This is a genomic window from Streptomyces sp. NPDC047072 (genome assembly GCF_040643855.1).
GTDB lineage: Bacteria > Actinomycetota > Actinomycetes > Streptomycetales > Streptomycetaceae > Streptomyces.
Map to the genome: position 1 here is coordinate 1 of NZ_JBEYVC010000048.1, position 19,999 is coordinate 19,999.

At 70.5% G+C, this 19,999-nt stretch carries 18 protein-coding genes and 1 pseudogene; 11 read left to right on the forward strand and 8 right to left on the reverse strand.

The window, feature by feature from the left end; translation table 11 throughout:
• The first annotated feature begins 130 nt into the window (after positions 1-130).
• Positions 131-628: a hypothetical protein gene (locus ABZ896_RS21645; RefSeq protein WP_360931311.1), complete on the forward strand. Its 498-nt coding sequence runs from the start codon at positions 131-133 to the stop codon at positions 626-628.
• A gap of 450 nt (positions 629-1,078) precedes the next feature.
• Here the strand turns inward: ABZ896_RS21645 and ABZ896_RS21650 are convergent, their stop codons facing one another.
• Together ABZ896_RS21650 and ABZ896_RS21655 are read right to left on the reverse strand one after the other, a co-directional pair.
• Positions 1,079-2,173 (reverse strand): barstar family protein, encoded by a 1,095-nt coding sequence (locus ABZ896_RS21650; RefSeq protein WP_360931314.1) that lies wholly within the window; start codon positions 2,171-2,173, stop codon positions 1,079-1,081.
• Between the two features lie 60 nt (positions 2,174-2,233).
• Positions 2,234-3,013 (reverse strand): alpha/beta fold hydrolase, encoded by a 780-nt coding sequence (locus ABZ896_RS21655; RefSeq protein ID WP_360931317.1) that lies wholly within the window; start codon positions 3,011-3,013, stop codon positions 2,234-2,236.
• Positions 3,014-3,581: 568 nt separating this feature from the next.
• On the opposite strand from ABZ896_RS21655, the gene ABZ896_RS21660 reads away from it, so the two are divergent.
• The 10 genes from ABZ896_RS21660 (at position 3,582) to ABZ896_RS21705 (ending at position 13,213) form a co-directional block, all read left to right on the forward strand.
• A complete protein-coding gene (locus ABZ896_RS21660; protein WP_360931320.1) occupies positions 3,582-4,250 on the forward strand; it encodes a Type 1 glutamine amidotransferase-like domain-containing protein in 669 nt (222 codons plus the stop codon).
• 540 nt (positions 4,251-4,790) lie between these two features.
• Complete coding sequence (locus tag ABZ896_RS21665; protein WP_360931323.1) at positions 4,791-5,096, forward strand: MSMEG_0570 family nitrogen starvation response protein; 306 nt, start codon at positions 4,791-4,793, stop codon at positions 5,094-5,096.
• A complete protein-coding gene (locus tag ABZ896_RS21670) occupies positions 5,093-6,448 on the forward strand; it encodes an MSMEG_0569 family flavin-dependent oxidoreductase (protein ID WP_360931326.1) in 1,356 nt (451 codons plus the stop codon). The genes ABZ896_RS21665 and ABZ896_RS21670 overlap by 4 nt, the downstream gene beginning before the upstream one ends.
• Before the next feature lie 53 nt (positions 6,449-6,501).
• Complete coding sequence (locus ABZ896_RS21675; RefSeq protein ID WP_360931329.1) at positions 6,502-7,317, forward strand: amidohydrolase family protein; 816 nt, start codon at positions 6,502-6,504, stop codon at positions 7,315-7,317.
• A 41-nt stretch (positions 7,318-7,358) separates the two neighbouring features.
• Positions 7,359-7,889 carry an MSMEG_0572/Sll0783 family nitrogen starvation response protein gene (locus tag ABZ896_RS21680; protein WP_360931332.1) on the forward strand — a complete coding sequence of 177 codons (531 nt, stop codon included), beginning with the start codon at positions 7,359-7,361 and terminating at the stop codon, positions 7,887-7,889.
• A gap of 10 nt (positions 7,890-7,899) precedes the next feature.
• Complete coding sequence (locus ABZ896_RS21685; protein ID WP_360931335.1) at positions 7,900-8,991, forward strand: MSMEG_0568 family radical SAM protein; 1,092 nt, start codon at positions 7,900-7,902, stop codon at positions 8,989-8,991.
• Position 8,992: 1 nt separating this feature from the next.
• Positions 8,993-10,423: an MSMEG_0567/sll0787 family protein gene (locus ABZ896_RS21690; protein WP_360931338.1), complete on the forward strand. Its 1,431-nt coding sequence runs from the start codon at positions 8,993-8,995 to the stop codon at positions 10,421-10,423.
• Positions 10,420-11,271: a carbon-nitrogen hydrolase family protein gene (locus ABZ896_RS21695; RefSeq protein ID WP_360931341.1), complete on the forward strand. Its 852-nt coding sequence runs from the start codon at positions 10,420-10,422 to the stop codon at positions 11,269-11,271. The genes ABZ896_RS21690 and ABZ896_RS21695 overlap by 4 nt, the downstream gene beginning before the upstream one ends.
• Positions 11,268-12,104, forward strand: coding sequence for a carbon-nitrogen hydrolase family protein (locus tag ABZ896_RS21700; RefSeq protein ID WP_360931344.1), 837 nt, complete (start codon positions 11,268-11,270; stop codon positions 12,102-12,104). Before ABZ896_RS21695 ends, ABZ896_RS21700 begins: the two co-directional genes overlap by 4 nt.
• A complete protein-coding gene (locus ABZ896_RS21705; protein ID WP_360931347.1) occupies positions 12,101-13,213 on the forward strand; it encodes an MSMEG_0565 family glycosyltransferase in 1,113 nt (370 codons plus the stop codon). The genes ABZ896_RS21700 and ABZ896_RS21705 overlap by 4 nt, the downstream gene beginning before the upstream one ends.
• A 280-nt stretch (positions 13,214-13,493) precedes the next feature.
• Here ABZ896_RS21705 and ABZ896_RS21710 read toward each other — a convergent pair.
• The 6 genes and pseudogenes from ABZ896_RS21710 to ABZ896_RS21735 form a co-directional block, all read right to left on the reverse strand.
• Positions 13,494-13,728, reverse strand: a pseudogene (locus ABZ896_RS21710) (IS256 family transposase); the annotation flags it as partial.
• A gap of 282 nt (positions 13,729-14,010) precedes the next feature.
• A complete protein-coding gene (locus ABZ896_RS21715; protein WP_360931350.1) occupies positions 14,011-15,183 on the reverse strand; it encodes an esterase-like activity of phytase family protein in 1,173 nt (390 codons plus the stop codon).
• Positions 15,180-16,142: an ABC transporter permease gene (locus ABZ896_RS21720; RefSeq protein ID WP_360931353.1), complete on the reverse strand. Its 963-nt coding sequence runs from the start codon at positions 16,140-16,142 to the stop codon at positions 15,180-15,182. The genes ABZ896_RS21715 and ABZ896_RS21720 overlap by 4 nt, the downstream gene beginning before the upstream one ends.
• Positions 16,142-17,275, reverse strand: a complete 1,134-nt coding sequence (locus ABZ896_RS21725; RefSeq protein WP_360931356.1) for an ABC transporter permease — start codon at positions 17,273-17,275, stop codon at positions 16,142-16,144. The genes ABZ896_RS21720 and ABZ896_RS21725 overlap by 1 nt, the downstream gene beginning before the upstream one ends.
• Complete coding sequence (locus ABZ896_RS21730) at positions 17,272-18,843, reverse strand: ABC transporter ATP-binding protein (RefSeq protein WP_360931462.1); 1,572 nt, start codon at positions 18,841-18,843, stop codon at positions 17,272-17,274. Before ABZ896_RS21730 ends, ABZ896_RS21725 begins: the two co-directional genes overlap by 4 nt.
• 25 nt (positions 18,844-18,868) lie before the next feature.
• Positions 18,869-19,963: a BMP family ABC transporter substrate-binding protein gene (locus ABZ896_RS21735; protein WP_360931359.1), complete on the reverse strand. Its 1,095-nt coding sequence runs from the start codon at positions 19,961-19,963 to the stop codon at positions 18,869-18,871.
• Positions 19,964-19,999 lie beyond the last annotated feature (36 nt).

Here is a 19,999-nt window from a genome sequence, read left to right on the forward strand (position 1 = left end):
GGTCAAGCGGACGCCGTACGACACCACCGTCCTGGTAAGTCCCCTCGGCGCTGTAGGAGGACGTAGTTGAGCGCTGACCGTTGACCAGCCAACCCATCTCATCGGGCACCGGAGCCAGGAGAATGGCCGCATGACCGTCTTTCGCTGTGCGAACTGTCAGCAGTCTCTAACCAGCGAAGTGCTGCCAGGGGAACCACTGAGAGGTCCCGAGCGGCCGCCGAGCCACGAGGTTGTTCCGCGTCGGGTGGCGCCGGGAACCTTCAAGCTCAAGTGCGGGCACGCTGGCCAAGACGGCCCGAACCTCGTCTGCGTCGGATGCGGCGTCGAAGTCGCGACGAGGGAGTCCGACTGCTGGACCGACAACCTCGTAGCGTTGATCGCCGCCGCAGTAACTGATGGGTCCACGGCCCTGTACGGCTGCGGCCTGGCCGAGCGGGTGTTGTCGGCGGAGACGGGACCGGCTGGTCAGTCGGGTGACTCCTTCTTGGGCTTCGAGCGCCTCCCGGAGTCGGACGTTCTCAAGGGTGATGTACTGAATCTGTGCTGCAGCAAGGGAAAGTGCGGCAGTGAGTTCGCGGTTGCGGCGCCGCAGCCTGGCATTGCGAGCGGTCAGGGTTTCCTGGGCTGATGGCTCATGTACCAGATCGGGGTAGCGCCGGCGGAACGTCGTGTTGCTCATGTGCAGGCTGCGGACGAACGCAAGAACACTCGGTCGGCGGTTGGTATCCCGGCAGGCGGAGAATCTCCTCCGGGATTCCGTTGCTGAGCAGGAACTGCGTGACCTCAGCTCGGTCCACCCGATGGAAGTACGAGTTCAACTCGATGTCGTGGACGAAGCTCGGCGGAGGAGGTACGGAGTGCCGTCGGGAATGCCCAGGTCATCCAGCCATCGCTCCCACTCGGTCGGGCGAAGGCGCAGGTAGCCTGGGGGTTCCACCGACTCGGGCAAATCCCTAGTGGTGAAGAGGGTTGACCAGGTTCCAAGCACTTGCGGGCCGTAGGCCATCGCGGCCAATGACACGGCGCGCAAATGTCAGAACCGTCGGACAGAGTCGATGCCCGGCGGGCGGACAGCAGCTCACGCCAGGGTGACGTGCATGCCGCCCTGGGCCAGGACATCGAGGACCACGCCGAACAGGTCGTAGGGCTGGCCGTCCGGTGTCAGGGCGTGGGACAGGTGCTCGCGTGCTGCCGCGGCTTCGCGCCAGAGCAGGGCTGCGGGGGCGGTGTAGCCGAAGGTGCCGCGCAGGCAGTCGTCGAGGGCGGCCAGACAGCCGCCGAAGTAGCCGCCCGGACCGTTCACCGCCTCGCCGAGGGCCAGGTAGAGGCCCGGTTCGTCGGTGACGTGTCGGCCGTCGAGTTCGTAGGCGTGACCCGCCGGCCGGTCACGGTGGGTGCGTCGGCAGGCCCGCTCTCGGGCGAGGTCGAGCCAGGCTCCGCGGCGCCGGGTGTCGAGGTGGGCCCAGGCACCCTGGGTGTCCGGCGGCCCGGCGAACCACCGATCCCAGATGGGCCGGGCGTATTCGGGAACGGGCGTGAAGAACTCTCCGTCGAGCTCCAGGTCGATCCGATCCGTCCCGTAGGAGGATGGGTGCCAGGCGCTGACTCTGGCCCAGAGCAGGCGTTCGGTGAGCGGCTCGCCCTGATCGTCCTGTATCTCCAGAGCGGCCTGCTCCAGGTCCAGCGCCCGCCGGGTGCCCTTCATGAGTGCCGCCCGCAGCTGATCACCCTGGGCGAGCCCCCGCAGGACGAGCGGGGGCGCAGACTGTTTGGAGGGCAGAACGCGGGCGAATTCTCGGCAGGAGCCCAGCCAGCGGTGCCCGTCGTGCACGCGAACTCGGCCCCTGTGCCCCTCGGGTGGGCCTTCGTAGTCGTCCAGGCCGGCGAGTACGAGACCGTCTGTCCCCAGGGGCTGGCCTACGCTCTCCGCGTCCTCCAGCAGCCAGGGATCGAGCGTCTCGTCGGCCGGCACCAGCCACACTCGGCCGCCGACCCACCCGCGCACTTCTGCCTGTGGAACCCAGCCGAACAGCTCGTAGGTCCCCCGCTGGGGCTCCCCGAACAGCCCTTCCACCTCGGCGCAGAAGCCCCAGGCATGCCCGTGCTCCTCCTCAGCCAGCGTGTACCGCGCGCGCCCGCCATGGCCCTCGTCGTCATGCACGGTGGGAATCATGCCGGGACCAGCTCTCCACGGCGAAGGCATTTCCCGCGTGGTCGGTCGCGATGCCTCAAGTCAGCCGGTCATTGACCACCCGTACACAAGACAGGTAGCCGTAGACCGCCTCCAGCCGCACCCGGCACCACGGTCCCACCCCTCCAGACGCGCATGGCCGCCGTCAGCCTGGCCGAGGTGCCTCCGGAGGAATCGCAGCCTGGACTGGTGCAGGGTCGTGCGGTGGGGGACGGTTCCCCAACCGTGGTCAGCGCTCTCGACGACCTGGAGTTCCGCGTTGCCGTCATAGTGCTCCAGATGGCGGCGCGCGTGCTCCAGGGGCGCGATGTCGTCCTTGTCGCCGTGCAGGATGTGGACCGGGCCGCCGTAGCGGCCGGACCGCCCGGAGACGTCGAGTGTGGCGATGTCCTCGACATGGGCGGCGCTCATCCGGTGACCGTCGGCGTCGAAGTAACCCTTCTCCTCGATCTCGGCCGCGAGGCTGCGTCCCTTGAGGTAGCCCTTGCCGATCTCGGCGGGGGCGACCGCCGTGGGCGACCAGAGGCAGAGGGCGCCGATGCCCGGCTCCTCGGCGGCGACGATGCCGGCGACCACACCTCCCATGCTCATACCGACCAGGCCGATCCGCTCGCCGTCGACGAAGTCGAAGGTACGGACCGTCTGGATCACCGCTCGTGTCTCGGCTGTCTCGCCGGTGATGGTCACGTCGAAGAGGTCGCCGTCGCTCTCGCCGTGGCCCGAGAGGTCGAAGCGGACCGACGCGATGCCGATCTCTTCCAGGAGCCGGGACATGCGCACGAAGTCGGGCAGGTCGAGTCGGTTGGAGGTGAAGCCGTGCACGAACACCGCCGTCGGCCAGCGGGTCCCCGCCGGTCCGTCGGGATGTGCACCGTGGAGCGCAGAGTCAGGCCTGCGTGGGGAAAGTCGTGATGGCGGATCACGCGGCTGCCTTTCGGATCGTGTCGGGTGTGCGAAGGAGCGGGTTCACCCCGGTGCCGGAGCCACGTCGGCACGCCTCCATGTGATCCTCCGCCGTACGGCGCGCACGCTGGGGAGCCGGCTGTGGTGCAGGTACTGGTGCTGGTCCTCGCTTGCGGATGCTCCCACTGCCGTGCGGCGAACGGCTGTTGCCCAACTGACGGCACAGGCTCGACCGTGGACTACTGTCTGCCTTCCGACTGGCTACCGGAAGTGTCGGTCCGGCGGCGGATCCGACCATCATGGACGTGACATCAAGTGACTTACCCCGCTGTGGAGGTGGCGCTTGCGGGGCCTGTCGAGAGTGCCCGGTCGGTGCAGCCTGCGCCCGTGTCCGATGAGCAGAGTGCCACGCGCCACAGCGATGAGTTCTGTGACGGCCTCCGGTCTAAGTGTCGGACCGTTCCATCGCCTGCGCGTAGGAGTCATCTTGAAGCTTCTTCTCACGTCGGCCGGTATTTCCAACGCGACCATCCGGGACGCGCTTGTGCAGATGCTGGGCAGGCCGATCGCCGAGGCCGATGCCCTGTGCATCCCCACCGCGGGGTACGGGCACCCGATGGGTGGCCCGGCCGGGGCCTGGCGTTTCATCAGCGGACAGTCCCGCCTGTCCATGTGTGACCTGGGGTGGAAGTCCTTGGGAGTGCTGGAGCTGACCGCGCTGCCCAGCATCGGTGAAGAGCGTTGGAAGCCGTGGGTCCAGGAGGCGGACGTCCTGCTGGTCAACGGCGGCGATGCGCTGTACCTGGCCCACTGGATGCGGCAGTCCGGGCTGGCGGACTTCCTGCCCTCGCTGCCCGGGAAGGTCTGGGTGGGGCTCAGCGCCGGGAGCATGGTGATGACACCGCGCATCGGGGAGTACTTCGTCGAGTGGAAGGCGCCCACCGGCGACGACAGCGCGCTGGGTGTCGTCGACTTCTCGATCTTCCCGCACGTGGATCACGTCGACCTGCCGGAGAACACCATGGCCGCGGCGGAGAAGTGGGCGAGTGGTCTCCCGAATCCGGCGTACGCGATCGACGACGACACCGCCCTCACGGTGGTCGACGGCGTGCTGGAGGTCGTCTCCGAGGGCACATGGAGACACTTCCCCGCCTGAGCGGGCGACGCCCGGTGTCCGGCCGGCTCCTCACCGCCGGCGCTGCGTTCGGGCCCAAGCGGCTCCGGCGACCGATCACCCGCCGGCGTGCCTCGCCGAGCGACGCGACGAGGGAGACCCAGCCTCTCCGATGTGAAGATCGTCGGTCACCCGCTGATCTCGCGCTGGTTGAGGGCCGGCAGTGCCCGGACGAGTCGGATGACTCAACTTCGTCGAGGCGGACCTTGGTCAGCACGCGCCACGCCCCAGGAACCGTGCAGGGTGTCGGGGGGACCATCGTCGTGGGCGTCGGCAATGAGGCCCGCGGTGACGACTACACCTTCGACGAGTTGATCGATTTCCCTGGCGCGTCCTTGGAGGAACTCTCCGATGAGGGACGACCCCGGGCCGAATTGGTGTCAGTTCCGTTCCATCGGCGTGAGGTCTTGGCAACTCCCCTTTATTCCGGATGACTTCGTTCGGTAATTCCCGAGGGCTGGAGTTGGTCTTCACGGACAGCGGCGAGGTGTCAAGACCTCGGCGCCCGGCATGGAGGATGTCATGCCCGAGATGTACTTTCATGTGCGCTGGCCCGATGGCATGACCCAGCGCTGCTATTCCCCCTCCACGGTAGTCGAGGACTATTTCGTTCCCGGCAGCCACTACGCACTTGTGGAGTTCGTCGAGCGCAGCCGCACCGCACTCGGTATCGCCGGGGAGCGCGTGAAGGAGAAGTTCGGCTTCCTCTGCACCGGCGCCTCCGACCAGCTCGCACAGATCGAACGGACCGCCACCACGTACGCCACCGTCAGCGATGCCAAGGTCACGGTAGAAGCCCTGACCGGCACCGACGGGAGCACGCGGTGAGCTCGGCTCCGGCGATACGGCCGGCCGGCGCCCTCCCCTCCAACCTGACGGGCAGGGGCAGTTCCCCGATCCCGGTGGTCGTGGTCGGCGGCGGTCAGGCGGGGCTGTCGATTAGCTACTGCCTCGGCCGGCGCGGTGTCGAGCACGTCGTCATCGAGGCGAACCGGGTCGGGCACGAGTGGCGCGAGCGCCGGTGGGACTCCTTCTGCCTGGTGACCCCCAACTGGCAGTGCAGGCTGCCCGGTTACCCGTACCAGGGTGACGATCCGGACGGGTTCATGGTCCGTGACGAGATCGTCCGGTACCTGGAGGACTACGTCTCCTTCTTCCGGCCGCCCCTGGCGGAGGGCGTGACGGTCACCCGGCTGCGGCGCTCGCCCCACGGAGTGTTCGAACTCTCCACCACCGCCGGGGACTTCACCGCCGAGCAGGTGGTGGTCGCCACCGGCCCCTACCACACGCCGTCCGTCCCGCCGATGGCCCAACGGCTGCCCGACGGCATCACCCAGGTCCACTCCTCCCGCTACCGCAGCCCCGACCAACTCCCCGAGGGCGCCGTCCTCGTGGTCGGCACCGGCCAGTCCGGCTGCCAGATCGCCGAGGACCTCCACCTCGCCGGGCGCCAGGTGCACCTGGCAGTCGGCAGCGCCCCTCGTGTGGCCCGCTTCTACCGCGGCCGCGACTGCGTGGCCTGGCTCGACGACATGGGCCACTACGACAAGTCCATCGACGAGTTCGACGACGCCGGCGCCGTGCGCATGCGGGTCAACCACTACGTCACCGGACGCGACGGCGGCCGCGATATCGACCTGCGCGCCTTCGCCCGCGACGGCATGCGGCTGTACGGGCGGCTCACCGCGATCACCGGTACGGGCCTGGAGTTCGCCGACGACCTGAAGGTGAACCTCGACCGCGCCGACGCCGTCGCCGAGGGCATCAAGGACGCCATCGACGCCTACATCACCGCGCACGGCATCGACGCCCCGACCGAGCCCCGGTACGTCCCGGTGTGGGAGCCGAACGAGCAGCCGCGCGCACTGGACCTGGAGGCCGCCGGCATCACCTCGGTGATCTGGTCGACCGGCTTCAGGCGCGACCACCGGTGGATCGAGGCCCCCGTCTTCGACGGCCGCGGCTACCCGATGCACTGGCGCGGCGCCACCAGCTCACCCGGCCTGCACTTCCTCGGCCTGCCCTGGCAGTACTCATGGGGCTCGGGCCGCTTCGAGGCGGTCGGCCGGGACGCCGAGTTCCTCGCGGACCACATCGACGCCTCGCGCCGCCTGGCCGACGTGTGCGGCACGCTCACCGGAGCCCCCAGCGAACTCGCCTCCGCCCTCCCGATCGGCTGAGGCGCCACACCATGCGGCTCAGGAACCACACCCCGCGGCTGAGGAACCACACCATGGTCCACGACGCACACCGCCACATCGGCGTCCTGCCCGCCTACCCCTTCTACGGCGGCCCGCCCGTCAACCCGGACACCACCGCCCGCGCCACCGTCAAGCAACTCATCTCCGACCTGGACGCGGAAGGCACCGAACGGGCCCTGGTCATCCCCAACTACGGCGTCCCGGACCCCGCGATCGCCTTCTCCTTCAACGAACTGGCGCTGGAGGCCGCACAGAGCGACGACCGCATCCGTGCCGGACTGTGGGTGTCCCCGCGCCCCGAGGATGCCCAACGCACCGCAGAAGCCCTCCAGTTGGCGGGCGAGCCCGGAGTCAAGGCTCTCAAGCTGAGCTTCCTGCTGGGCGGCCGCCCCACGGACCCCGCCTGCCGCCCCCAACTGGACCGCATCTTCGCCGAGGCCGCCCGGTACAGCCTCGTCGTCCACGTCCACACCTCTCCCGGCGCCGCCTCCGACATCGACGAGGTCGGCCACCTCGTCGACTGGTACGCCGGTCAAGTGCCCGTCCATCTCGTGCACTTCGGCGGCGGGATGAGCGGCCACATCAAGCTCGTCGGCTCCCGGTTCTTCGACTGGATCAGCGCCGGCAAGCGCGTCTACACCGATCTCTCCTGGGCCATCGGCTTCACTCCCCGCTGGCTGGCTCAGGAGATCGAGCGCCGCGGCATCGGCCACGACCGGGTGCTCTTCGCCAGCGACCAGCCGTGGGGCGACTTCACCGGCGAGTACGCCCGCCTCGCCGAAGCCACCGGCGGCGGCGAACTCGGCGACCTGGTCTTCCGGGACACGTTCGCCGCGCTCTACGACTGACCGACACCCCGCTCCCTTCCCGTCCGCACAAGGAGACAGCCATGTCCGAATCCGTCGTCACCGCCGAACTCTCCGACGTCGAGCAGAAGTCCCTCGACGAGATCCCGCACCCCTCGCTCCCCGAGGGCACCAGCATCTACGGCTCCACCAAGGTCTTCCCCGACTACCAGGCCGAGAACGGCGAGACCTACTTCACCCTCGTCCACGGCATCGCCCACGAGTCCTCGGTCTCCTTCGTCGCCGTCCTCCAGGCCACCCGCGCCCTGCGCAAGGGCTTCGAGACCGCCATCTACTTCTACGGCCCCGGCTCGCTCAACTGCCTCGCCACCCGCGGCTTCCCGACCACCGGCAACTCCGCGTTCCCCGGCGAGCACAACATCAACAACCAGCTCAAGACGTTCATCGCCGAGGGCGGCAAGGTCTTCTGCTGCCGCTTCGGCCTCTCCCTGCACGGCGCCCGCGAGGAGGACCTCATCGAAGGCGTCATCCCCACCCACCCCCTGGACGTCCAGGACGCGCTGATCCACTACGCGCGCAAGGGCGCCATCATCAACTCCACCTACCAGCTGTAGGGAGCACGACGTGAGCGTTGGCACCGGTGACAGCGGTACGGCGGTGGATGTGCGGATCATGACCCGCGCCGAACTCGCCCTGCGCGGCGTCGCGTCGGACACGCCCTTGCGGCGTCCGGACGGCGCGGGCCCCAGCGACGACGGACACGTCCTCGTCGACGGTGCCAACGCCGCGCTCCCACGCAACCCCCACAGCCCCTACTCCGTGCGCGACGGCAAGGTGTGGCTCGGCGACGAGAACACCGGAATCTCCCTCACCCCCATCCGGCGACCGCGGTTCTACGACCTGACCACGGCCGACGGCATCCGCTACGAGCAGATCGCCCGCCTGCACGGCTCGGACGTCCTGGCGACCACCGTCGTACAGACCTGCATCCGCTACTCCGAGTCCGACCGCTGCCGCTTCTGCACCATCGAGGAGTCCCTGCGGTCCGGCGCCACCGTGGCCGCCAAGACCCCGGCACAGCTCGCCGAGGTCGCCGAGGCCGCCGTACGGCTCGACGGCGTACGGCAGATGGTGATGACCACCGGCACCACCACCGGACCCGACCGCGGCGCCCGCACCCTCGTCCGGTCCGTGAGGGAAGTCCTCAAGGCTGTGCCCGCCCTGCCGATCCAGGTGCAGTGCGAACCACCCGGCGACCTGGCCTGGATCCGGGCCCTGCACGACGCCGGGGCCACCGCCATCGGCATCCACGTCGAATCGCTCGACGACCAGGTGCGCCGACGTTGGATGCCCGGCAAGTCGACGGTCCCGATGGCCGAGTACGAGGCCGCGTGGGACGAGGCGGTACGCGTCTTCGGACCGAACCGCGTCTCGACCTACCTCCTTGTCGGCCTCGGTGAGGATCCCGACGAACTCGTCGCCGGAGCAGGCAGGTTGATCGAAAGGGGGGTGTACCCGTTCGTCGTCCCATTCCGCCCGATGAGCGGTACCCTCGCCGCCCGCGACGGCGTCGGGGCACCCCGCGCGGAACTCCTGACGTACGTCACCGAGGGCGTCGCCGCGAAACTGCGCGCCGCCGGAATGAGCGGCGCCGACCAGAAGGCCGGCTGTGCGGCCTGCGGGGCGTGCAGTGTGCTCCAGGCAGCGGGTGGCTGAGATGTACCTCGACGGATCTGCACCGGCCCCGGTGGCCGACGAGGTGCCCGACATCCTGGCCCTGCTGGGCGACCGCAACACGCTCGCCCGCCGCCCAGCCTTCCACATCGAGGAGGCGGGCGGCCCGGCGGACATGGCCGCCTACCGGGAGCTGCGCCGCGCCGCCTTCGTCCAGGAGCAAGGACTGTTCGCCCATCACGACCTGGACGACCACGACACAGACCCCCGGACCGTCGTACTGATTGCAAAAGACCAGGAGAACGCCGTGGTCGGCGGGGTGCGCCTCTGCCCCGTCGACGACGGCCCCGACCTCGGCTGGTGGCAGGGCGGCCGCCTGGTCGTCACCCGCCGGGCCCGCGGACCCCACGGCATCGGCGCCGCGCTCGTCCGGGCCGCCTGCGCCCGCGCCGAAGCGGAAGGCGCACTGCGATTCGACGCGACCGTCCAGGCACGCAACGAGGTGCTGTTCCGGCGCCTGGGCTGGCAGCGGGTGCGGGACACGACGGTCGCGGGCGCACCGCACGTCCTGATGCGCTGGCCGATCAGCCGCATCGCCACCCTCGCGGCAGCCACCAAATCCCCCCTCGGACCACTCCTCACCGCGCTGGCCCCACCTCCGGGCTTCGTCGGTGACGACGGCGCCCCCATCCCCGGCACCGACGTCATCGCGGCGTGCGACGCGATCGTGCCGTCCATGGTCGAACGGGACCCCGACTGGGCGGGCTGGTGCGCCGTCCTCGTGAACGCCAACGACCTCGCCGCGATGGGCGCCGCACCGCTCGGCCTGCTGGACGCGGTCGGCGCCCGCGACGCCGCGCACGCCGCCCGGATCCTGGCCGGACTGACCCGCGCAGCACAGGCGTACGACATCCCGGTGCTCGGCGGCCACACCCAACTCGGCGTCCCGGCCGCCCTGTCGGTGACCGCGCTCGGCCGCACGGACCGGCCGGTACCGGGCGGTGGCGGACGCCCCGGACACGCCGTGCGACTCACCGCCGACCTCGGCGGGAGCTGGCGCCCGGGCTACCGGGGCCGCCAGTGGGACTCGACCAGCCACCGTCGTACGGACGAACTGCGCACCATGACCGGCGCGGTGGCCGCCGCGCGGCCCGCCGCAGCCAAGGACGTGTCGATGGCGGGCATCGCCGGAACTCTCGGCATGCTGGCCGAGGCGAGCGGCTGCCGTGCGGTGCTCGACGTGGCCGCCGTGCCCCGGCCGGAGGCCGCGAGCGTGGGGGACTGGTTCACCTGTTTCCCGGGCTTCGCGATGCTCACGGCCGACGAACCCGGCGCACCGCCCCTGCCCGCCGGACCCGCCACGGGTGCGGTGTGCGGGGAGCTCACCGAGGGAGAAGGCGTCGGGCTGCGCTGGCCCGACGGAGAGATCACCGAAGCGGTCATGTCCACCGTGACCGGGATGGGGACCGCATGACCACCCTGCGCATGGCCGCCGTCGCCGCCGAGTTCGGCCGCGACCTGGAGGAGGACTTCCAGATCGCCGAACGGCTGATCAAGGAGGCCCGGGAGGAGGGCGTACGCCTGCTGGCGTTGCCCGAGGCGTGCCTCGGCGGATATCTGCTCAGCCTCGACGACCAGGCCGAACTCGACGAGGGCCCGCCCGCGCTCACCCTCGACGGCCCCGAGATCCGCCGACTGGCTTCCCTGGCCGGGGAGATGACGGTCGTCGCCGGGTACTGCGAAGCGGCCGGGGAAGCCCGCTACAACAGCGTCGTCTGTGTCACCGGTGACGGCGTCCTCGGCAACCACCGCAAGGTCCACCAGCCCCTCAGCGAGGACGCCAGCTACTCCTCCGGGGACCGCTTCCACGCCTTCGACACCCCGGTCGGCCGGATCGGCATGATGATCTGCTACGACAAGGTGTTCCCGGAGTCCGCCCGCGCGCTCGCGCTCGACGGCGCCGAGATCGGGGTGTGTGTCTCCGCCTGGCCCGGATCCCGTACGAACGCGGCCGTCAGCCTCGAACAGGACCGCTGGAAACGCCGCTTCGACCTCTTCGACCGGGCCCGCGCGCTGGAGAACCAGATCGTGTGGCTGTCGGCCAACCAGGCGGGCACATTCGGGTCGCTACGCTTCGTCGGCAGCGCCAAGGTCGTCGACCCCGGCGGCGAGATCCTCGCCGACACGGGCGTCGCCGCCGGCGTCGCCGTCGCCGAACTGGACGTCGCACAGGCACTGGAGACCGCCCGCCGGTCGATGGGACACCTGCGCGACCGGCGGCCCGAGACCTACGACGTACCCACAGGAGCAGTAAGCGCATGAGCACGATCCGGATCGCGGCCGCGGCCGCCCACTTCGGCCGCGACCTGGAGTTCGACCTCGCCCGCACCGGGAAACTCATCGACGACGCACGGCGCGAGGGCGCCGGTCTGCTGGTCCTGCCCGACGCCGCGCTCGGTGGCTACCTCGCCGACCTGCGCCACCCCGACCCCGACGCCCTGCCGCCGGCCCTGAAGCCGGACGACCCGCTGATCCTCCAAGTCGCCCGCTTGGCCGCCGAGATGGTCGTGTGCCTCGGCTACTGCGAGGACGGCGGCGACGAGCGCTACAACGCCGCGGTCTGCGTCAGCGGCGACGGTGTCCTCGGCCGCCACCGCAAGGTCCACCTGCCGGCAGGCGAGGTCGCCGCCTACGCGCCCGGTGACCGCTTCGACGCCTTCGACACCCCCGTCGGCCGCATCGGCATGCTCATCGACTACGACAAGACCTTCCCCGAGTCGGCCCGTTCGCTGGCCCTGGACGGCGCCGAGATCCTCGCCTGCCTCTCCGCCTGGCCCACGTCCCTCACCAACCGCGCCCCGCGCATGGCCCAGGACCGCCAGGCCAAGCTCTTCGACCTGTACGACCAGGCTCGCGCCGCCGAGAACCAGGTCGTTCTCGCCTCCTCAAACCAGACCGGTGCCATGGGCGGCATGCGGTTCCTCGGCCAGTCCAAGGTGGTCGGCCCGGGCGGTGACATCCTCGCCCGCACCTGGTCCAAGGCCGGCCTCGCGGTCGCCGAGATCGACGTCGCCGAGGAGATCGACCGCGCCCGCCGCATCCTGCGCCACCTCGACGAACGCCGGCCCGACGCCTACCGGGAGAACCCGTCGTGAAGATCGCTCTGCTGAGCTACTCCACCAAGCCGCGCGGCGGCGTCGTCCACACCCTCGCCCTCGCCGAGGCGCTCGCCGCGGCCGGGCAGGACGTCACGGTGTGGACGCTGGGCCGCGGCGGCGACGCGGGCTTTTTCCGGCCGGTCGATCCCGCCGTACGGCTGCGGATCGTGCCGTTCCCGGACGGCCCGCCGGAGGAGACGGTCGGCGAACGCATCCTCCGCTCCATCGACGTCCTGGGGACGGCTTTCGCACTCTCCGCGGCGGCTTACGACATCGTCCACGCCCAGGACTGCATCAGCGCCAACGCGGTCGGCGGCCGCTGCATCCGCACGGTCCACCACATCGACCATTTCACCACCCCCGAACTGGCCGCCTGCCACGAGCGGGCCATCGTCGAGCCGTACTCGCACATCTGCGTATCGGCGGCCGTCGCCACGGAACTGGCCGACGGCTGGGGCATCAAGGCAGCGGTCATCCCCAACGGAGTGGCCTACGACCGTTTCGCCACCACCGACCCGGCCGCGCGCTCGAACTGGCGTGCCCGTCTGGGCCGTTACGTCCTCACCGTCGGCGGCATCGAACCCCGCAAGGGCTCCCTGGACCTGCTGGAGGCGTACGCCCTGCTGCGCTCCACACACCCCGACGTACGGCTGGTGATCGCGGGCGGCGAGACCCTCTTCGACTACCGCGACTACCGAGCCCGCTGGGAGGCACGCGCAGCCGAACTCCGCGTCGAACCGGTCGTGTTGGGCCAGGTCGCAGAGGACGAGCTGCCGCCCCTGGTGGCCGCCGCCTCCGCTTTCGCCTTCCCCTCCGTCAAGGAGGGCTTCGGATTGGCCGCGATGGAGGCACTCGCCGCGGGAGTTCCGCTGGTCGTCCGCGATCTGCCCGTACTGCGCGAGGTGTTCGACAGCGCCGCCCGTTTCGCGACCACCCACCAGGACCTGGCCGCTGAGCTCGGCGCCGCGCTCACGGACGACACCCCCGCGCGCCGCGCGAGGGGCCGCCGACTCGCCGCCCGCCACACCTGGGCCACCGCTGCGGAACGCCACTTGGCGTTCTACCACTCTCGGCCGAAGGACCCGAGTATCCCCGGCAGAACCTGACCGGAGGCTTGCGTACGTGGCCGCAACGTCACCGCCCTGAAGGCCGGGGAATGCGACCTGGGTCGGCTGCGCCATCCGGACTTCCTGCTTCACCGCCTTGCGCCGGAACCATTGTCGAAGACAAACGGACTCCTGCGGAGCAGGACAAGAGCCGGGGTTTCGTCCCCGGGGCGGATGTGGGCCTGGGCTGCCTGCCGTCCCTCTCGACCGGGGAGAAGTCCGCGCCCGGATCGCCGGCCGGCGCCCAGACGTACACGTAGTCGCCGGCCGACAGATCGCGCTCGAGCGCGGGCACGAAGTCGCCGTAGGACAGGCCGTGGAGGTGGAGCAGTGGCCGGACGTCGCTGACCTTCGGGGACTTCCGTGTCCAGGGCGGCAGGATCGTCGAGGAGAACCGCTTGCGCTCGCCCGTGGCTGTGTCGATGCGCCTGTCGTTGACGCGCGGGGCTCCGACCTCGACCGCCCGGCGGCCGTGGTGACCCTGTCGGCATCCGCCGGGCACCCTCGCGGACGATCTCGTCGATCACTCGGGAAGGTACGCCCTTCGCATGCCGGCCCGAGGCCGAGCCACAGGCGAGAAGCCTCACTCGAAGAGGTTCGAGTCCTACCTGCGCTTCAAGGACGTTCCCTGACCGCTCCGACCAGTGCGGCCTCGGTACGCCGACTATGAGATCCAGGGCAGGGCGTCACTGAGGATCCGCTGTGACGAGGAGTGGCGGTCGTCATCGCCGTTCGTGGCATCGGCGAACGCCCCCTCCTGGACAAGGCCGGCACTGTCGCGAACAGGGACCGACATGTCAGATCCCGTGGGCTGAGAAGGCGATGAACTGGGTCACCTGGCGTGCGGCGAAGTTGTCGTCGGAGACCAGGACGACGGTGCGGCGGCCACCGGGGAGGCGGGGGCCGAGGGTGATGCCCTCGACGTTGTCGACTCGGGTCGGCCCGGGCACGTCGGACAGGTCGGTCATGAGTGTCTTGCGGACCGGCCGGATCGGCCGCGCGGCCGGGTCGGTGAGGGAGTCACGGTCCAGGACATCGGTGGCGCCGTGGAGGTCGACCAGGTAGACGCGGGCCTTCCAGTTGTTGTCGGCGTAGATCGAGGCGCGCTCCAGGACCAGGAAGCGGTCGTGGCCGAGGGCCACGATGTCGCTGACTCCGTTGGTGTCGGTGCCGCCCGCGGGCGGTGTGGCGAACAGCGGTTCCAGGGGGTACGCGTACTGGGCCAGCGGCTGTCCGGTGCGTGTGTCGTGGACGGTGATGCGGGTGAGCGCGCCATGCTCGGGCGTGGGATCGTCGCCGTCCTGGTAGAGGGGGTCCTCCATGGCGGTGACGATCCGCCGGCCGTCCGGGGTGAAGGTGACTCCTTCCAGGGTCTGGTTCTTGCGGGGGCCGAACTCCTGTGAGTTCATGTGCAGTTGAGGTGGCAGCGGGAGCTGTCCGCGGTAGGCGCCGGTCGCGGTGGCGCGGCGGATCCAGGGGTCGCCGAGGAGAGCGGGGCCGTCGGACGTGACGATGCGCTCGCCTTCGCTCGTCCAGGCGAGGCTGCCGTCGTGCGGGTCGACGGCGATGCCCTCCGGGTCGGGTGCCACGGTGGAGGTGGCGGTCGAGGTGGGCGGGAAGGCGGAGCCGTCCGGGCGGAGCCACGGGTGGGTGCCGGTGAGTTCCACGTCCCCCGGGCCGCCGTCGGCGAAGTCGATGCGAGCGGTGTAGAAGCGGGCCGGGCCGGTCTGCGACCGGTCGTCGCTGATCAGGTAGTACGTGCCCGTCTTCGCGTCGTAGCTGATGGCGGAGAGCCCCCCGACCGTGGTGCCCTGGAAGGCCATGGCACTGGGCAGTTCCCGCTCGCCGAGGAAGTCCAGTCGTACGCCGCTGTCGTGGGCGGCGGCAGCCGGGGTGCCGACGAGGGCGGGGAGGGAAGCGAGGGCGAGGGCGGTGGCGATGATCCGGGCACGGGTGGCGCGGATGCTCATGTGGTCTCCAAGGTGGGCAGGCCGGAGCCAGAGGTGGCAGCAGCCGCGGAACGGGACGCGCGTCGGCGCCGCCAGGCGAAGAACGCCAGCGCGAGCAGAGTGACGACGTACGGGATCGCGGAGACGAGCTGGGAGGGGATGTCGAGGTTGCCGAGCTGGACGGCGAGCGCCTCGGCCGTACCGAAGCCGACGGCGGCGAGGAACACGCCCCAGGGGCGCAGGGCGCCGAGGAAGACGGCGGCCAGGGCGATGTAGCCGCGGCCGGCGGTCATCCCGGTGACGAAGAAGGACACGGCGCCCATGCTCAGGAAGACCCCGGCCGCTCCCGCCAGCGCGCCGCTGAGCGCGAGGGCGCGGAACTGGACCCGGTGGACGTGGATGCCGACCGAGCGTGCCGCCTCGGGGTGCTCGCCGACCGCCCGCAGGTGGAAGCCGAACCGGGCCCGGTACAGCAGCCAGGCGACCGCCGGGGTGGCGGCGAGGGCGGCCCAGGTCAGCACGTTCTGTCCGCTGAGTACCGCGCCCAGGCCGGGAACGTCCTCGATCAGGGGCAGGCGGACGGAGGGCAGGGCGCCGCTGTGCAGTCGGCTGGTGCCGCCCTTGTCGCCGAGGAGCGCGTACACGGTGTACGCGGTCGCGCCCGCCGCCAGCAGGTTGAGGCCGATGCCCGCGATGATGGCGTCCGCGCCGAGGTAGAGGTGCAGCACCCCGAGCAGCAGCGCGAGGAGTGCGCCCGCGGCGATCCCGCACGCGGCTCCGGCCCACACCGAGCCGCTGTACCCGGCGACCAGCGCACCGGTGCAGGCGGCGGTCAGCATGGAGCCTTCCAGGGCGATGTTGGGGACTCCGGCACGCTCTGCCAGCAGCCCGCCGAGGGCGGCGAGGACGTACGGGGTGGACACCCCGAGGATCGCCGCGAGGAATCCGGTGCTGAGCACGGCGTCGAGGACGGGGCCCATCAGCGGGCCTCCCTTCGGGCGAGGTACCGCTTGACGAGTTCGGGCAGCGCCCGGGCGGTCACGAGCAGCACGATGACCGCCTGGATGATGGTCACGGCCTCGGAGCCGACGTCCGTCTGCTGCTCCATCACGTCGCCGCCGACCCGCAGATACGAGTAGAGGAGCGCGGCGGCGACCACACCGATGGGGTTGTTGCGTCCGAGCAGGGCGACGACGATGCCCTCGAAGGCCAGGCCGCCGGCCATGTCGGGCTGCAGCCCGCCGTAGATCCCGAGCGCGAGGTGGGCTCCGGCGAGGCCGGCCAGGGCGCCGCCGATGACGAAGCTCCACTCGATGGTGCGCGGGACATCGAGGCCGCCGTAGCGGGCGAAGTCCGGATTTGAGCCGGTGATGCGGATGCGGTAGCCGAGGGGTGTCCTGGCGAGCAGGAACCAGACGGCCGCCGCCACCGCGAGCATGCCGAAGAGGCCGATGTTCGCCTGGTCCAGGGGGACGCCGAAGAAGTCCGAGAGGAGGGGCAGCACCGAGTCGGGGCGCACCGGGGCGGACTGTACGGCGCTGCTGTCGGGCGCCTTGAGATGGTCGGTCAGGAGATAGTCGAAGACCCGTACGACGACGGCGTTCAGCATCAGCGTGGCCACGATCTCGTTGGCGCCGAGCCGGGCCTTCATGACTCCCGGCACCGCGCCCAGCGCGCCCCCGGCGAGGGCGGCGACGGCGAGCGGTACCAGTACGGCGGCGACGGGCGGCAGGTGGAGGTTGATCGCCACCAGGGCGCTCGCCAGGGCCCCGGCGTACACCTGGCCCTCCGCGCCGAGGCTGATCTGCCGGGCCCGGAAGGGAATCGCGACGGACAGGCCGAGCAGCGCCAGGGTGGTGGCGTCGGCGAGCCAGCGGCCGATCCGGGGAGTGCGCTCCAGCGGGCCGGTGAGCAGGGCGTTGAGCGCGCCGGTGGCGTCCTTGCCGGTGGCCAGGACCACCAGGAAGGCGATGAGGACGGCGACGGCGACGGTCAGCACCGTCATCGTCAGCTCGACGACCACCGTACGGCGTCGGGTGGCCAGGAACTCCCGGCGTCCCTGCGACTGGGGCCGTCCCTGACGTTCTGCTTCCGGTTCCAGGCTCGAGGTCATCGGACACCTGCCGTGATCCGCTCGTCGGGGTGGCGTTCCACGCCGAGCATGTACAGGCCGGTGGCCTCCTCGGTGAGTCCGGCCGGGTCGTCGAAGCGGGCGACGAGTCGGCCGTCCTTGATCACCAGCAACCGGTCGGAGAGCGCGAGCAGTTCACCGAGGTCGGCGGAGACCAGCAGCACCGCCGCGCCCGAGTCCCGGGCCTCGATGAGCCGCTCGTACATGAAGTGCATGGCGCCGATGTCGACGCCCCGGGTGAGCTGCGCGGCGAGCAGCAGGCGGGGCCCGGCGGACAGTTCGCGGGCGACGACGACCTTCTGCAGGTTGCCGCCGGACAGTGCCCCGGCCGCCGTGTCGGGGTGCGGGGCGCGGATCTCGTAGCGGCCGATCAGGTCCTCGGCGAGCGCGCGTACGCGACGGGTGCGCAGGACGCCCCGGCGGGCGACGGGGGGCCGGTCGTGGCGGTCGACGATCAGATTGTCGGCGACGGAGCGGTCCAGGGCCGCCCCGTTGGACAGCCGGTCCTCGGGGACGTGGGCGACGCCGGCCCGGCGGTGGCCCGCCGCGTCGAGGTGGGTGACGTCGGCGTCGTCGACGGTGACCGATCCGGCGGTGGGGCGGCGCAGTCCGGCGAGGAGTTCGACGAGTTCGGTCTGGCCGTTGCCCTCGACTCCCGCGAGGCCGACGATCTCACCGGCCGCGATGTCGAAGGAGACGCCGTGCACCGCGGGGCCGGAGAGTCCGCGCACCCGCAGCACCCTCGCCCCGGGGCGCGCCGGGGGCTTCGGCACGTCGAGGGACATCTCCCGGCCGACCATCATGGACGCCAGCTGCGTAGGCGTCGCGTCCTCGGTGCGTACGGTGCCGATCAGCGACCCGGCGCGCATGACGGTGACGCGGTCGCTGATTTCCCGCACCTCCTTGAGCTTGTGGGAGATGAACAGCACGGTCATTCCGGAGTCCCGGAGCCTGCGGACTGCGGTGAAGAGGTCGGTGGTCTCCTGGGGGGTGAGCACTGCGGTGGGCTCGTCGAGGATCAGGATGCGGGCGCCGCGGTGCAGGGCCTTGAGGATCTCGGCGCGCTGGCGCATCCCCACGGACACCGCGTCGACCCTGGCCTCCGGGTCGACGGCGAGCCCCGCCTCCTCGGCGAGCGCGGCGGTACGTTCGGCGGCGGCCGCGCGGTCGACGCGGCCGGCCCGGCCGGGCTCGACGCCGAGGACCACGTTCTCGGCGATGGTGAACGACGGGACCAGCATGAGGTTCTGGTGGACCATGCCCACACCCAGCGCGATGGCGTCCTGCGGTCCGGCGAACCTGACCCGTCGCCCGTGCACGCCGATGTGCCCGGCCGACGGCTGCTCAAGGCCGTACAGCAATTTCATCAGGGTGGACTTGCCGGCGCCGTTCTGGCCGACGATCGCCCTGATCTCGCCCGCGGGTACCGAGAGGTCGACATCGCTGACGGCGCGGGTGCCGTTGGGGTAGGTCTTGCCCAGGCCCACGGCCTCCAGGGCGACCGGGGCCTGGTCGCGGGCTGCGTCCACGGCCTCGCCGGGTTTCTCCATGGGTTCCACCAGTGTTCCTCGGAGGTCAGAAGGCCGAAGGGACCTTGACGGCACCGGACTTGACCTTCGCGGCCTGCGCCGCGAGTTCGGCGCGCACGGCGGCGGGGACGAGCTTGTCGAAGTTGGCGTTGTCCACGTAGCCCACGCCGTCCTCGGCCAGGCCGACGGCGGCGGGCCTGCCGTAGGCGAGCGTGCCGGCCTTGTTCGCCTTGGCCGCGAGGTAGAGGGCGTTGCCGGCGTTCTTGAGGATGGAGGTGACGACGGTCTGCCGCTGGGCCGGGTCGGTGAGCGTCTTGTACTGGTCGGAGTCGACCCCGAAGGCGTAGCGCTTGGTGGCGACGGCCGACTCGAACACGCCGAGGCCGGAGGATCCGGCGACCGGCCACACCAGTTCGGCACCCTGTCCGTACATCGCCGAGGCGATCTGCTTGCCCTTGGCCGGGTCGCCGAACGGGTTGTCGCCGCCGACGTACTGGACGAGGACGCCGGAGGACGGATTTCCGCCCGCCGCCGCGAAGCCCGCCTTGAAGCCGACGACGAAGTCCTCGATCACCGGAATCTTCACTCCGCCGATCACGCCTACCTTTCCGTTTCCGGCGCTGCCGGGAAGGGACTTGGCGGCGACGAGTTTGTCGGCGAGGAATCCGGCGAGATACGCGGCCTCGTTCTGCTTGAAGGTCACGGAGTAGACGTTCGCGCACTTGTTGGAACAGCCGCTCTTGCCCGTGTAGTCGACGGATCCGTCGAAGAGCCAGAACTTCTTGTCCGGGTATTCGGGGGCCAGTTTGGAGACGAAGCCGACGGTGTCGACGGTGCCTGCGGCGAGCACGTCGTAGTCGTCGCCGGCCGCCGCGTCCTCGAAGCCGGAGGACCATTTGGTGCGGTCGCTGCCCAGCTCGACGACCTTCAGGCTGTAGCCGAGGTCCTTCTCCGTCTTCTTCAGGCCCGCGTACGCGGAGTCGAAGAAGGAACGGTCGCCGAGGTTTCCGTTGATGACGAACTTGATTCTCAGCTTTCCGGATTTCCCGGACTGGGCGGAGTCCGAGTCCGTAGAGGCGCCGCATCCGGCGAGGGCGAGGGAGAGCGCCGCGACGGCCCCCAGAATTCTGATCTTGTCCATTGCCTTGGTTCTCTTCTCTGGCGGGTTCCGGGAGGT

Coding starts and splice junctions, on each gene's coding strand:
- ABZ896_RS21645 (WP_360931311.1), top strand. CDS start 131: ATGACCGTCTTTCGCTGTGCGAACTGTCAGCAGTCTCTAACCAGCGAA.
- ABZ896_RS21650 (WP_360931314.1), bottom strand. CDS start 2,173: ATGATTCCCACCGTGCATGACGACGAGGGCCATGGCGGGCGCGCGCGG.
- ABZ896_RS21665 (WP_360931323.1), top strand. CDS start 4,791: ATGCCCGAGATGTACTTTCATGTGCGCTGGCCCGATGGCATGACCCAG.
- ABZ896_RS21675 (WP_360931329.1), top strand. CDS start 6,502: ATGGTCCACGACGCACACCGCCACATCGGCGTCCTGCCCGCCTACCCC.
- ABZ896_RS21680 (WP_360931332.1), top strand. CDS start 7,359: ATGTCCGAATCCGTCGTCACCGCCGAACTCTCCGACGTCGAGCAGAAG.
- ABZ896_RS21690 (WP_360931338.1), top strand. CDS start 8,993: ATGTACCTCGACGGATCTGCACCGGCCCCGGTGGCCGACGAGGTGCCC.
- ABZ896_RS21695 (WP_360931341.1), top strand. CDS start 10,420: ATGACCACCCTGCGCATGGCCGCCGTCGCCGCCGAGTTCGGCCGCGAC.
- ABZ896_RS21700 (WP_360931344.1), top strand. CDS start 11,268: ATGAGCACGATCCGGATCGCGGCCGCGGCCGCCCACTTCGGCCGCGAC.
- ABZ896_RS21715 (WP_360931350.1), bottom strand. CDS start 15,183: ATGAGCATCCGCGCCACCCGTGCCCGGATCATCGCCACCGCCCTCGCC.
- ABZ896_RS21720 (WP_360931353.1), bottom strand. CDS start 16,142: ATGGGCCCCGTCCTCGACGCCGTGCTCAGCACCGGATTCCTCGCGGCG.
- ABZ896_RS21725 (WP_360931356.1), bottom strand. CDS start 17,275: ATGACCTCGAGCCTGGAACCGGAAGCAGAACGTCAGGGACGGCCCCAG.
- ABZ896_RS21730 (WP_360931462.1), bottom strand. CDS start 18,843: ATGGAGAAACCCGGCGAGGCCGTGGACGCAGCCCGCGACCAGGCCCCG.
- ABZ896_RS21735 (WP_360931359.1), bottom strand. CDS start 19,963: ATGGACAAGATCAGAATTCTGGGGGCCGTCGCGGCGCTCTCCCTCGCC.